Genomic DNA, 12,804 nt, shown 5'->3' with positions numbered 1-12,804 from the left:
AAAACATCCACTCCATTGAATTGGTCGAAGTTTTCAACAATGCTGCTGATACCCCGTTAGTATACCACAAAAATCTCCCTGCGTCTATATTCTATAATGTAATTTATAATACATAAGAAAAGACGCTCCATCGTGACCTCGCGGCTCTTGTGTCCAAGGCGGTTTTTGGCCACAAGATATGGTGGAAGAAAAGTTTTCCACGGAGAACCGGTGAAAAAGTTGAAAGCTTTTTCACAAAGAAATTTGAAAAAAGTTTGCTGGAAAGTGAAAAAAACGCTTGACAGAAGGGGATAGTGTGCGATATACTGTTGAATTGCAAGCCTGTCCCCAATTTGGGACCAGAAATACCCCATTACCGGGGACGAGTTTTTACGGAGGATACAACCATGAAGAGAACTTTTCAGCCCAAGAAGCGTCATCGCAAGGAAGTTCATGGCTTTCTGACCCGCATGAGCACCAAGAACGGCCGCAAGGTCATCAATGCTCGCCGTGCTAAGGGCCGCAAGAGCCTGACCGTCTGATCCCGTTTTGCCAGGGATCCGGCGCAGAATTGAACATGCGCACAAAAGACTGCTGATCCAGAATTGGCGGTCTTTTTCTTATTTTGGACGTTCTGCGCGCGGAATGACTAAAAATTTGGCAAAAGATTTGGCACAAAAAACGCCCGGACAGCCTTTTCATGTCGGCGTTTTTTTGCTATACTGAATTTTGAACTTTGCCTTTAGGGAAGTTCTGCGATTTTTTAACCGAAAAGGAGGCGACGGAGCAGTGCGCTATCGTCCCATCCGCCGCAACAGCGAGTTTGGCCGCGTGTATGCCCGCGGCAAGTCCTATGTAAACCCGGCGCTGGTGCTGTATGTGCTCAAGACCCGCGGCAAAAAGACCCGCGTGGGCCTGACAGCCACCAAAAAGATCGGCCATGCCGTCCAACGCAACCGCGCCCGCCGCGTGATGAAGGCTGCCATTGATGAGCATCTGGATCAGAACAGCGGCGGCTATGATCTGGTGTTCGTGGCCCGGGGCATGACCCCCCGCCTGAAGAGCTGGCAGCTCAGCGAAGTGGTGGCCAGGCTCTTTGCCCAGGCTGGCCTGCCCGACAAGGCAAAGCAGCCGGGCGCAAAGCCCCCTGCCACGGTCCCGCCCGCAGACCGGGCCGCAAAACAGTGAATCCCGTCTCCCGCGTCTGCCGGAACGCGCTCTGTGCGCCCATCCGGTTCTACCAGCGCTTTATCAGCCCGGGGCTGGGCCGCAACTGCCGCTTTACCCCCACCTGCAGCCAGTATGGCATAGAAGCCATCCAGACCCATGGCTGTATCAAGGGCTTGCTGCTCACCGCCTGGCGCATCGCCCGGTGCAATCCGCTTGGCCGGTGGGGCTTTGACCCGGTGCCGCCCAAAGGCCGCTGGGTGAGCCCGGAGCGGAGACTGTCCCCGGCAAAGCTGTTCCGGGGGCGGCACGGTTAAGCAGCGTGCTTATGATACACGGCTCCTTTGTACAACCTCTCCGTCATTGCTTCGCAATGCCACCTCCCCTGGTAGGGGAGGCTTTGGCAGTCCGATCCAGTTGACGGTTTTGCCAAGGGCTCCCCTATTAGGGGAGCTGGCAACGCCGCAGGCGTTGACTGAGAGGTTTAATCCGTTCTTATGCTTCTTGTGACGCTCCGCACTGTGGGCGGGGTGTCCTTCTCATAAAAATCTAAACGTCCCGCACCACAGGCGGGGCAGAATGGACGAAACTATGAATCCTTTGTACATCCTGGGCTGGCCCTTGGGCTATGTAATGGAGTGGATCTACAAGCTGATCCCCAACTACGGCTGGGACATCATCCTGTTCACCCTGCTCATCACCGTGATCAAGATCCCCCTCCAGCTCAACCAGCAGAAGAGTATGGCCCGCATGAGCGCTTTCCAGCCCATGGTGGCCGAGATCCAGAAAAAGTACCGCGACAAGCCCGAAAAGCAGCAGGAAGAGCTGATGAAGCTGCAGGAGCAGGGCTACAAGCCTACCGCAGGCTGTATGCCAATGCTGGTCAACTTCCTGGTCATGTTCGGCGTTATCGAGGTGGTGTACCGCCCGCTGCAGCGCATCTTCCACATTGGTGCCGATGCCCTGACCGCCGCAGGTGAGGCCCTGACTGCCATGGGCATCAGCTTTACCACCGTGACCCGCGACACCAACATCATTGCACAGGTCATTGCAGGCGAGAGCACCGTTTCCTCCTGCTTCACCCCGGATCAGGTGGCTACCATCACCGAGTTCGGCCAGCACATGGATTTCTTTGGCATCGACCTGACCCGTGTGCCCCAGTACAGCCTGGCTGCAGAGAATCTGCCCCTGCTGATCCTCCCGGTCCTGGCAATCGTGACCATGTTCCTGTCCACCCACATCAGCATGAAGGCCAGCGGCCAGGAGATGCAGGGCAGCATGAAGCTGACCATGTATATGATGCCGCTGATGTACGTCTTCTTCTGCTTCACCGTACCCAGCGCTTTCTCTCTGTACTACGTTGTTTCCAACATTCTGATGACCGTGCAGAGCCTGTTGATGAAGAAGATCTACGACCCTGAGAAGATGAAGGCAGAGGTCGCCGCCGAGATGGCTGCCCGCAAGAAGGAGCAGAAGCGCGGTGTAAAGAGCACCACCATCAAGGTCACGGATGAAAAGACCGGCGAGGTCGTGGAGAAAAATATCTCCGCCAGCGAAATGAACAAGCGCCGCCTGGAGTATGCCCGCAAGCTGGATGCGGAGCGCTATAAGGACGAGCGCACCGTTCCGCTGAGCGAGCTGGAAAACAAGAAGGAGGATTGACGGTTATGATCCGTACTCAGGAAGCGACCGGCAAGACGGTCGATGAAGCCCGCGCAAAAGCCTGCGCCCTGCTGGGCGTGCAGGCCGACGACCTGAATGTGAGCTATGAAGTGCTCGAAATGCCCCAGAAAACCGGTTTTCTGGGCCTGAAGACCACCCCCGCCAAGGTGCGTGTGAGCGTGGAAGAGCCCGATGCCCCGGCCGCTCCCGTGGTGGAGGAGAAGGTGGAGCCTGAGGTGAAGCCTGTTGTGGAGGAAGCTCCCGCTGAGGAACCCAAGGCCGAGGAACCTGCCGCTGCCCCTGTGGCAGAGGAGGCCGCTCCTGCTGAGGAGACTGCTGACCCCGCCGCAGAGGGTGAGGAGCCGGAAGTTCCCATCAACATCGAAGAGAACGCCAAGGTCAAGGCTGCTGTGGACTACCTGAAGGAAGTCATTGCCCTGATGGGCGTGGAGAATGTCACCTTCAGCGCCGTGCAGAAGGGCGAGGCTACCATCATCCGTCTGGATGGCGAGAAGCTGGGTGCCCTGATCGGCCGCCGCGGCGAGACCATGGAGAGCCTGTCCTACCTGGCAAGCCTGGTGGCCAACCGTCTGGAAGGCGATTACATCAAGCTGGGCCTGGATGTGGCCGGTTACCGCGACAAGCGTGAGAATGACCTGACCGTGCTGGCACAGCGCATTGGCAACAAGGTGCGCAAGACCGGCCGCAGCTTTGCCATGGAGCCCATGAACCCCTACGAGCGCCGCATCATCCACTCTGCCATCGGCAAGATGGAGGGTGTGCGCAGCGAGAGCAAGGGGGAGGGCCGTGACCGCCGTGTGGTCATCTACTCCACTGCTCCCGATGCCCAGACCGACAACACCTACGGCGAGCGCCGCCCGCGGGGCAATGGCCGCCGCCCCGGCGGCAACCGCAATGGCGGCTTCCGCGGCGGACGCGGCAGCAGCCCCCGGAATGGCGGTCCCCGCAATGGCCGCCCCGCAGGCAGCCGCGGTCCCCGTCCTTCCAGTGTGCCCGAGCGCACCTATGCTCCCCGTGATGCAGAAACTGCCGCACCCGTGGCACCCAAGCGCACCGAGCGCGTGGATGATTTTGCCGATTTCAGCTTCGGCAAGATCGAGCTGTAAACTCCGCTGAGTTTTGCACAATGCTGCCCCCTTCCGGTGGAAAACTGGAAGGGGGCTTTTTGTCTCTTTCCTTTTTCGTCGCTTCGTGATACAATAATTCTGATTTGAGAGCGGAGGGAGAGCACCAACATGGAACATTCAACGATCGCGGCCATTGCAACCGCGCCCGGCGCAGGCGGCATTGCCGTGGTGCGTCTTTCCGGCCCGGAGAGCTATGCCGTGGCGGCAAAGGTGTTCCACCCGGCCAATCCCGATAAGCGGGTGGAGGAGGCCAAGGGCTACACCGCTCTGTTTGGGCATTTCATGGAAGGGGAGGAAGCCTTTGACGAGGGCGTGGCACTCTTCTTCCGGGCTCCCCACAGCTACACCGGCGAGGATGTGGTGGAGCTTTCCTGCCACGGCGGCAGTGCGGTGGCCCGGCGGCTGGTGGAAAGCTGCATCGCAGCCGGGGCCGCCCCCGCCGCTCCCGGTGAGTACACCCGCCGCGCCTTCCTCAACGGCAAGCTGGGGCTGACCCAGGCCGAGGCTGTGATGGACCTGATCTCTGCCGATGGCAGACAGGGTGCGGCGCTGGCCAATGCCTCCCTGAACGGCGCGCTGGCGAAGAAGATCGGGGCTGAAAAGGATGCCCTGACCGCCCTGCAGGCCCATCTGACTGCCTGGGTGGATTTCCCCGAGGAGGACGTTCCCGCGCTGGAGGATGCCCAGCTGGTATCCACCCTGACTGCCGTGAAGGGAGAGCTGGACACCCTCATCCGGAATTATGATGCCGGTGCTGTCCTGCGGGAGGGTGTGGACTGTGCCATCGTGGGGCGGCCCAATGCGGGCAAGTCCACCCTGCTCAATCTGCTGGCCGGGTTCGACCGGGCCATCGTTACCCCCGTGGCGGGCACCACCCGGGATGTGGTGGAGCAGGCCGTCCGGCTGGGGGACATCCGGCTGAACCTGTTCGACACGGCCGGTCTGCGGGAGACCGAGGATGCGATCGAGGCCGAAGGTATCCGCCGAAGCTGGAAAAAACTGGAAGAGGCGGGGCTGATCCTGGCGGTGTTCGATGGCTCTGAGCCCCTGACCCGGGAGGATCTTGCGTTGGCGCAGCGGTGCGCTGGTCGCCCGGCCATTGCACTGGTCAACAAAGAGGACAAGCCCACTCAGTTTGACGAAGAGATCATTGCAGGCGATTTTGCCATGGTGATCCCGGTCTGCTGTCAGGAAGAGGGGAGCCGCAGGGTGATCGCTGCTGCCGTTGCCCGTCTGCTGGGCACCAACAACATCGATCCCCACGCTGCCAGCCTTTCGGGCCAGCGACAGCTTGCTGCCGCCACCCGCGCGCGGGATGCAGTGGCCGGTGCGCTGGATGCGGTCAGCGGCGGGTTCGGGCTGGATGCCGTATCGGTCTGTGTGGACGATGCGCTGGCTGCCCTCTGTGACCTCACCGGCGAAAATGCGTCGGAGAATGTCATCAATGAAGTGTTTGAGCGGTTCTGTGTGGGAAAGTAACGGAGGGCAGCCCGTCTGGCAGCTTTCTCCTCGGACACGAAACGGGCCATTCCATCGCCCGCCCTATTGCCTGCGGCAACAGGGTCCCACCCCAGCGGACGGTCCTCGGAGAAACTTCCAGCCGCGCTGCCGGGTAACAGCAGATTGAACCATAGAGGAAAGTATAGGAAAAGTATGAATCATCTTGGAGATTACGATGTGATCGTAATAGGCGCGGGCCACGCTGGCATTGAAGCGGCCCACGCTGCCGCCACGCTGGGTGCCAAAACGGCGGTGTTTACCATGAGCCTGGATGCCATTGGCAACATGCCCTGCAACCCCAGCATCGGCGGAACTGCAAAAGGAACGCTGGTACGCGAATTGGATGCGCTGGGCGGTGTGATGGGCCTTGCGGCGGATGCCACATACCTGCAGAGCCGGATGCTGAACAAGGGCAAAGGCCCTGCCGTTCATGCCCTGCGCGTTCAGACCGACCGCAAGCGCTACCACGAATATATGAAGCACGCCCTTGAACTCACGCCCGGCCTTGTCATCCATCAGGCCGAGGTGGTGGGCATTGAGGTGGAGAACGGCCATGTCAAGGGCGTTGTGACCCAGCTGAACGGGGAGTACAGCGCAAAGTGTGTGGTCATTGCCACGGGCACCAATCTGGGTGGAAAGATTTTTGTCGGTGATGCGTGGTATGCTTCCGGCCCTGACGGGATGCACGCCGCCAATGCCCTGACCGAAAGCCTGAAAGCCGCCGGTCTGCCTCTGCGGCGGTTCAAGACCGGTACGCCTGCCCGCGTCCACCGGAGAAGCATCGACTTCTCCAAGCTGGAATGCCAGCCCGGCGACCCGGACAGTGAACTGCAGCCCTTCAGCTTTCTGACGGATGCACCCATGCACAACAAAGTCGAGTGCTGGATCGCCTACACCAACCCCGAGACCCACCGGATCATTCTGGACAACATCCAGCGCAGCCCGCTCTATGGCGGCATGATCGAGGGGGTTGGCCCCCGGTACTGCCCCTCCATTGAGGATAAGGTGGTGCGCTTTGCGGGCAAGGACCGGCACCCCATCTTTGTGGAGCCCTGCGGCGAGAACACAGAGGAGATGTATCTGCAGGGTGCGTCCAGCAGCCTGCCTGAGGATGTGCAGAACGCCTTTTACCGGAGCATTCAGGGCTTTGAACACATTGAGATCATGCGCCCGGCCTACGCCATCGAGTATGACTGCGTAGACCCGACCAGTCTGGAAGCCACACTGGAGAGCAAGGTGGTGCGGGGCCTGTATGGTGCGGGCCAGTTCAACGGCACCTCCGGCTACGAGGAAGCTGCCGCGCAGGGTCTATTGGCAGGTCTGAACGCTGCCCGCAGTGCAAAAGGGGAGAGCCAGCTGATCCTGGAGCGCCAGACCAGCTATCTGGGTACGCTGGTGGATGACCTTGTCACCAAGGGGGTCATGGACCCTTACCGCATGATGACCAGCCGGAGCGAGTACCGCCTGACCCTGCGGCAGGACAACGCCGATCAGCGGCTGACCCCCATTGGCCGGGAGTATGGTCTGGTGCAGGATGACCGCTGGGCAAAATACCAGCACACCCAGAGCATTCTGGAAGCGGAGCGCCGCCGCCTGCACGAGACCCATCTGCGCACTGCTGACCTGCGCGCTGCCATGGAAGCAGCCGGGCTGACCCCTGCCGCTGAGGGCGGCATTGCCGAAGAGCTGCTCCGCCGCCCCGAGATCAGCTATCCGCTGTTGGCGGGGATGATCGGCTGGGGCGAGGGCATTACCCCCATGCTGGCCGAGCGGCTGGAGACCGAGATCAAGTACGCTGGCTACATTGCCCGGCAGGATCGGATGATCCGTGACGTGGCCCGCCACGAAAAGACCCTGATTCCCGCAGATTTTGAGTATGCTGACCTGACCGGCCTGACGCTGGAGGCCCGTGAGAAGCTGACCCGCATCCGCCCGAAGAATCTGGGGCAGGCGGGCCGCATCCCCGGTGTTTCGCCCTCCGATGTGGCGCAGCTGAGTATTGCTTTAACAGTGAGAGAGAAAACCTGATGCAATGACGGAGAGGTTGGACGAAGGATAGCAGAACCTCTGTACAACCACTCAGTCGCCTGCGGCGACAGCTCCCCTGATAGGAGAGCCATTGGTAGAAAGAGAAAAGAATTGCCTAAAACGAAAAGGGACAGATGAATGATCGACAAGAACAGATTAGAGCAAAAATGTTCCATGTGGAACATTGCGCTGACCGGGGAACAGCTGGACCAGCTGGATGCCTTTGCGCAGATCCTGGTGGACTACAACCAGAAGGTCAATCTGACCGCCATCACCGACCCGGAGGGCATTGAGGACAAGCACTTCCTCGACAGCCTGCTGTTTGCCAGCCAGCCCGAGGTAGCAGGGAAGATGGTGGACGTAGGTGCCGGTGCCGGATTCCCGGGCATCGTGACAAAGATCTACAAGCCCGAGCTGGAGCTGACCCTGATGGAGCCCACCGGCAAGCGGGTGGAGTTCTTGAAGTATGCCTGCGCTCAGCTGGGCCTGACCGGGGTGGAGTTTGCCAAGGAGCGCGCCGAGGAAGCCGCCCGCAAAGCATGGCGGGAGCAGTTTGATCTGGCCTCTGCCCGTGCGGTGGCGGCTCTGCCCATGCTGGCCGAGTACTGCTTACCGCTGGTCAAGGTGGGCGGCAGCTTTCTTGCCATGAAAGGCGCTTCCGGCGAGGAGGAGCTGGCTGCGGCCCGCGGTGCCATCCGGAAGCTGGGCGGCGAGTACAAGGAGACCCGTACCCTGCATCTGCCGGGCGGTGATACCCGCACCCTCATCCTCTGCAAAAAGATTTCGCAAACTCCGACAGCCTACCCCAGAAACGGTGGAAAGATCGCAAAATCTCCGCTGAAATAACGCAAAACCGCAAGATAAATGCCAAGCCCTGCCGAACGATTCTTCTGGCAGGGCTTTTTGATTTCTGGTACACTGGAACTGCAATGAGTAAGTTTTCCACTGTTTCCCGGGAAACAGTGGAAAACTGCGTCACATTTCAGCGAAAGGGGAAAGAATCATGTTTGAATGGAAGAAATCTGCCGGAAAGATCTACACCCTGCCTGTGGAAAGCATCCGTCCCTCGCCGTTTCAGGCTCGGACTGTTTTTGATGAAAAGGAGCTGGCGGGGCTGGCCCAGAGCATCCGGGAAAACGGCCTGCTTCAGCCCATCTCGGTGCGGAAGGTCGAGGGTGGTTACGAGCTGGTGGCAGGGGAGCGGCGGCTCCGCGCCTGCAAGCTGGCCAGGATGGAGACCATTCCGGCCATCCTCTGCGACTGCGGCGACCAGCGGACTGCGGCGCTGGGTCTGCTGGAAAACATCCAGCGGGAAGACTTGAACCCCTTTGAGCAGGCACAAGGGCTGCGGGATGTGATCGCCCTTTGGGACTGCACCCAGGCCGAGGCGGCCAAGCGGCTGGGCATGGCACAGCCCACCCTTGCCAACAAGCTGCGGCTGCTGCAGCTGACCACCGACCAAAGGCAGTTCGTGCTGGACAATGGCCTGACCGAGCGCCACGCCCGGGCTGTCCTGCGCCTGCCCGAGAACCGGCGGAGCGAAGCCCTTATCACCATTGCCAAGCGGCGGATGAATGCCCGGCAGACCGACCTGTACATTGAGCAGGTGCTCAATGCCGCCGCCCCGGGCAGACACCGCATCTCTATGGTCAAGGATGTGCGCATCTTTGTCAACACCATCGACCATGCCATCCGGCTGATGACGGACAACGGTGTGCCTGCCACGGCCCACAGGGAAGAGCGGGACGGGTATATCGAATACACGGTGCGCATTCCAACCGCAGCCGCACAAAGATAAAACGCATCGCAATTTTCACAAAAAATGCAATTCCACAGGGTTTTTACGCAAAATAATCAGGAAACAGGTTCAAAAAGCCGCGCTGATGTGCTATACTAGTCTTTAAAGGGGCTTTGCTGGTGGGAAAACAGCGGGGCCCGGCCTCGAATGTTCCACGTGGAACAAATAATTTTCCCGGGAGGAAACAAAGAGCGTGGCTAAAATCGTTGCAATTGCAAACCAAAAAGGCGGCGTGGGCAAGACCACCACGGCCGTGAACCTTTCGTCCTGCGTTGCGGCTCTGGGCAAAAAGACGCTCATCGTCGATCTGGACCCGCAGGGCAATACCACCACCGGTTACGGCATTCCCAAGCGGAGTGTCGATGTGGGTACTTATGAGCTGCTGATCGGTGAGGCGGAGGCAAAGGATGCCATCCGCAAGACCGAGTTCCGCACCGATGTCATCGGTTCCAACACCCGGCTTGCGGGTGCGGGTCTGGAAATGATCGATCTGCCGGGCCGCGAAAGCCGCCTGCGCAAGGCACTGGCCTCGGTGCAGAAGGACTACGACTTCATCTTTGTGGACTGCCCGCCCAGCCTGGATCTGCTCACCCTGAACGGTCTGTGCGCCTGCGACAGCGTGCTTATCCCCATCCAGTGTGAGTATTACGCACTGGAGGGCCTGTCGGAGCTCATCAGCACCCTCAAGACCATCCGCAAGAAGTACAACCCCTATCTGGACATCGAGGGTGTGGTGTTCACCATGTTCTCCGGGCGGTTCAACCTGACGCTGCAGGTGGTGGATCAGGTCAAAAAGTATTTTGGCACCAAGGTCTACAAGACCACCATCCCGCGCACCATCCGCATCTCGGAAGCGCCCAGCTACGGCCAGCCCATCAATTTCTATGAGCCCAAGGGCAAGGGCAGCGAGGCCTATATGGATCTCGCCATTGAGTTCGTAAAGAACAACCGCCCGCATGAGCCGGCACGCCGCCGCACAAAAGGGAACAGTGCCCCCGCCGAGCAGAAAAGCGCACTGGAACAAGTGAAGCAGGGGGAAGCGTAACCTATGGCAAAAAAAAGAGGAGGACTGGGCCGGGGCCTGGAAAGTCTGTTTGAGGACACAGCCCCCAGTTTTGAGTCCGATAACCGGATCGAGACGCTGCCCCTGCGGGAGATCGAGCCGGACCCGGCTCAGCCCCGCAAGACCTTTGATGAGGAAACGCTGGCAGAGCTGGCGGCCAGCATCTCAGAGCACGGTTTGCTGCAGCCCATCGCGGTGCGGCCCCACGGGGTAGACCGCTATCTCATCGTGGCCGGTGAACGCCGTTGGCGTGCCTGCCGGATGGCGGGCCTGACCGAGGCACCCGTTGTCGTGAAGGATGTCACAGATGAGCAGGCCATGGAGCTGGCGCTGGTGGAAAACCTTCAGCGCGAGGATCTGGACCCGGTGGAAGAAGCACTGGGCATCCGGGAGCTGATGACCCGCTGTGACCTGACCCAGGAGCAGGCCGCCCGCAAACTGGGCAAGAGCCGCAGCGCACTGGCCAACAGCCTGCGTCTGCTCAACCTGCCCGAAACGGTGCTGGAGCTGCTGAAGAGCGGTTTTCTCACCACCGGCCACGCAAAGGTGGTGCTGGGCCTGCCCACCCCGGAGCTGCAGGAGCAGGCGGCACAGATCATTGCCGACCATGAGCTGAACGTCCGGCAGGCAGAGGCCCTGTGCAAGAAGCTGGCCAAGCCCCCCAAAGAGCCTGTGGAGCCTGCCCCGCGCGGCACCCTGCCTGTGGAGGTGGAGGAGAGCCTGAAGCAGGCGCTGGGCAGTGAGGTCAATGTGGCCTACCACGATGGCAAGGGCAAGCTGACCGTCCATTTCTACTCGGATGAGCAGCTGAAGGCTTTTGCAAACTTATTAGGGCAATATCAGGTTGAGGATTAAACCTCTCCGTCATTGTTGTTGCCCAGTAGGAGAGGCCTTGGTAGCCGATGGAAACTTTTCGTATACGCCAGAGAGGTTGTACGAAGGCAAGCCTGCCCGAGAAGAAAAACATAGCGATCTAAGGCGCACGCCGCCTTTGAACGGCATGGGAACGGGCTTACCCGCCCCATGCGAACCGAAATAGAGTAAGGAGAGTAAATCATGCTTGATATCAAATTTGTCCGTGACAACCCGGATGCTGTCAAGGAAAACATCAAGAAGAAGTTCCAGGATGCCAAGCTCCCTCTGGTGGATGAAGTCATCGAGAAGGACGCAAAGTACCGCGAGTGCCTGAAGGAAGTTGAGAGCCTGAAGGCTGCCCGCAACAAGCTGAGCAAGGCCAACGGCCCCCTGTTCGGTCAGCTGAAGAAGTGCACCGACGAGGCCCAGAAGGCCCAGCTGCAGGCACAGATCGATGCCAACAACGCCGCCGTCAAGGCCGATGCGGACAAGATGGCAGAGCTGGAAGCCGAGGAAGCCAAGCTGGCTGACCGCATCCAGGAGATCATGTACACCATCCCCCAGATGATCGACCCCAGCGTGCCCATCGGCCCCGATGACACCTACAACGTGGAGGCTCAGCGCTTTGGCGAGCCTGTGGTGCCCGATTTCCCCATCCCGTACCACACCGAGATCATGGAGAGCTTTGACGGCATCGATATGGACGCTGCTGGCCGCGTTGCCGGCAATGGCTTCTACTACCTGCTGGGCAACATTGCCCGCCTGCATGAGGCTGTGCTGGCTTATGCCCGCGACTTTATGATCGACAAGGGCTTCACCTATGTCATTCCTCCCTTTATGATGCACGGCAACGTGGTGCAGGGCGTGATGTCCTTCCCCGAGATGGATGCCATGATGTACAAGATCGAGGGCGAGGATCTGTACCTGATCGGTACCAGTGAGCACACCATGATCGGCCGATTCATCGACCAGACCCTGGACGAGGCCACTCTGCCCCTGACCCTGACCTCCTACAGCCCCTGCTTCCGCAAGGAGAAGGGCGCACACGGCATCGAGGAGCGCGGCATCTACCGCATCCACCAGTTCGAGAAGCAGGAGATGATCGTGGTCTGCCGCCCCGAGGAGAGCGCCGACTGGTACGAGAAGCTCTGGAAGAACTCCGTGGAGCTGTTCCGCAGCATGGAGATCCCCGTGCGCCAGCTGAACTGCTGCTCCGGCGATCTGGCTGACCTGAAGGTTAAGAGCTGCGATATCGAGGCCTGGAGCCCCCGCCAGCAGAAGTACTTCGAGGTCTGCTCCTGCTCCAACCTGGGCGATGCACAGGCACGCCGTCTGCACATCCGCGTCAAGGGCAAGGACGGCAAGAGCTATCTGGCCCACACCCTGAACAACACCTGCGTGGCTCCTCCGCGTATGCTGATCGCCTTCCTGGAGAACCACCTGCAGGCCGATGGCTCCGTGACCATCCCCAAGGTGCTGCAGCCCTACATGGGCGGCCTGGAAGTTATGGTTCCCACCCACAAGAAGGGCTGAGCCTGAGCTTTTCCACAAAGCACTCATAAAATGTTGAAAACCCCGCCGTCCGCGTGTGAACTGCACCCCAT

General features: G+C 59.9%; 12 protein-coding genes. All 12 read left to right on the top strand.

The genetic code is table 11. The features are described from left to right. Positions 1-386 precede the first annotated feature (386 nt). The 12 genes from rpmH to serS all read left to right on the top strand — a co-directional run bounded on the left by rpmH (position 387) and on the right by serS (position 12,733). Complete coding sequence (rpmH, locus tag MTP40_RS14415; RefSeq protein ID WP_005929142.1) at positions 387-521, top strand: 50S ribosomal protein L34; 135 nt, start codon at positions 387-389, stop codon at positions 519-521. A 247-nt stretch (positions 522-768) separates the two neighbouring features. Further along, entirely contained in the window at positions 769-1,167 is a 399-nt protein-coding gene (rnpA, locus tag MTP40_RS14410) for a ribonuclease P protein component (protein ID WP_249259606.1), read from the top strand. Continuing rightward, positions 1,164-1,463: a membrane protein insertion efficiency factor YidD gene (gene yidD, locus MTP40_RS14405; protein WP_005929149.1), complete on the top strand. Its 300-nt coding sequence runs from the start codon at positions 1,164-1,166 to the stop codon at positions 1,461-1,463. Before rnpA ends, yidD begins: the two co-directional genes overlap by 4 nt. A 262-nt stretch (positions 1,464-1,725) precedes the next feature. Further along, positions 1,726-2,808 carry a YidC/Oxa1 family membrane protein insertase gene (locus tag MTP40_RS14400; RefSeq protein WP_249259605.1) on the top strand — a complete coding sequence of 361 codons (1,083 nt, stop codon included), beginning with the start codon at positions 1,726-1,728 and terminating at the stop codon, positions 2,806-2,808. Positions 2,809-2,813: 5 nt separating this feature from the next. Continuing rightward, a complete protein-coding gene (jag, locus tag MTP40_RS14395) occupies positions 2,814-3,935 on the top strand; it encodes an RNA-binding cell elongation regulator Jag/EloR (protein ID WP_223384571.1) in 1,122 nt (373 codons plus the stop codon). A gap of 129 nt (positions 3,936-4,064) precedes the next feature. After that, positions 4,065-5,435 (top strand): tRNA uridine-5-carboxymethylaminomethyl(34) synthesis GTPase MnmE, encoded by a 1,371-nt coding sequence (gene mnmE, locus MTP40_RS14390; protein ID WP_249259604.1) that lies wholly within the window; start codon positions 4,065-4,067, stop codon positions 5,433-5,435. Between the two features lie 174 nt (positions 5,436-5,609). Further along, positions 5,610-7,484 (top strand): tRNA uridine-5-carboxymethylaminomethyl(34) synthesis enzyme MnmG, encoded by a 1,875-nt coding sequence (gene mnmG, locus MTP40_RS14385; protein WP_249259603.1) that lies wholly within the window; start codon positions 5,610-5,612, stop codon positions 7,482-7,484. A 138-nt stretch (positions 7,485-7,622) separates the two neighbouring features. Next, positions 7,623-8,330: a 16S rRNA (guanine(527)-N(7))-methyltransferase RsmG gene (gene rsmG / locus MTP40_RS14380; RefSeq protein WP_005929169.1), complete on the top strand. Its 708-nt coding sequence runs from the start codon at positions 7,623-7,625 to the stop codon at positions 8,328-8,330. A 157-nt stretch (positions 8,331-8,487) separates the two neighbouring features. Next, on the top strand, positions 8,488-9,282 hold the full coding sequence (locus MTP40_RS14375; RefSeq protein WP_005929172.1) for a ParB/RepB/Spo0J family partition protein: 795 nt from the start codon (positions 8,488-8,490) through the stop codon (positions 9,280-9,282). 193 nt (positions 9,283-9,475) lie between these two features. After that, a complete protein-coding gene (locus MTP40_RS14370) occupies positions 9,476-10,327 on the top strand; it encodes a ParA family protein (RefSeq protein ID WP_005929178.1) in 852 nt (283 codons plus the stop codon). A 3-nt stretch (positions 10,328-10,330) separates the two neighbouring features. Then, the gene (locus MTP40_RS14365; RefSeq protein WP_117476658.1) at positions 10,331-11,200 is read left to right on the top strand and encodes a ParB/RepB/Spo0J family partition protein; all 870 of its coding nucleotides are present in this window, start codon (positions 10,331-10,333) and stop codon (positions 11,198-11,200) included. A gap of 201 nt (positions 11,201-11,401) precedes the next feature. Continuing rightward, on the top strand, positions 11,402-12,733 hold the full coding sequence (gene serS / locus MTP40_RS14360; protein WP_156062311.1) for a serine--tRNA ligase: 1,332 nt from the start codon (positions 11,402-11,404) through the stop codon (positions 12,731-12,733). Positions 12,734-12,804 lie beyond the last annotated feature (71 nt).

This window comes from Faecalibacterium sp. IP-3-29 (assembly GCF_023347335.1).
Taxonomy (GTDB): Bacteria; Bacillota; Clostridia; order Oscillospirales; family Ruminococcaceae; genus Faecalibacterium; species Faecalibacterium duncaniae.
The sequence above is the reverse complement of the archived record's forward strand: the minus strand, read 5'-3'. Positions and strand labels throughout refer to the sequence as shown.

Excerpts from the sequence above, each read along its gene's own strand:
- MTP40_RS14365 (WP_117476658.1), top strand. The coding sequence starts at position 10,331 with ATGGCAAAAAAAAGAGGAGGACTGGGCCGGGGCCTGGAAAGTCTGTTT.
- serS (WP_156062311.1), top strand. The coding sequence starts at position 11,402 with ATGCTTGATATCAAATTTGTCCGTGACAACCCGGATGCTGTCAAGGAA.
- MTP40_RS14400 (WP_249259605.1), top strand. The coding sequence starts at position 1,726 with ATGGACGAAACTATGAATCCTTTGTACATCCTGGGCTGGCCCTTGGGC.
- rsmG (WP_005929169.1), top strand. The coding sequence starts at position 7,623 with ATGATCGACAAGAACAGATTAGAGCAAAAATGTTCCATGTGGAACATT.
- rpmH (WP_005929142.1), top strand. The coding sequence starts at position 387 with ATGAAGAGAACTTTTCAGCCCAAGAAGCGTCATCGCAAGGAAGTTCAT.
- mnmE (WP_249259604.1), top strand. The coding sequence starts at position 4,065 with ATGGAACATTCAACGATCGCGGCCATTGCAACCGCGCCCGGCGCAGGC.
- mnmG (WP_249259603.1), top strand. The coding sequence starts at position 5,610 with ATGAATCATCTTGGAGATTACGATGTGATCGTAATAGGCGCGGGCCAC.
- MTP40_RS14375 (WP_005929172.1), top strand. The coding sequence starts at position 8,488 with ATGTTTGAATGGAAGAAATCTGCCGGAAAGATCTACACCCTGCCTGTG.
- jag (WP_223384571.1), top strand. The coding sequence starts at position 2,814 with ATGATCCGTACTCAGGAAGCGACCGGCAAGACGGTCGATGAAGCCCGC.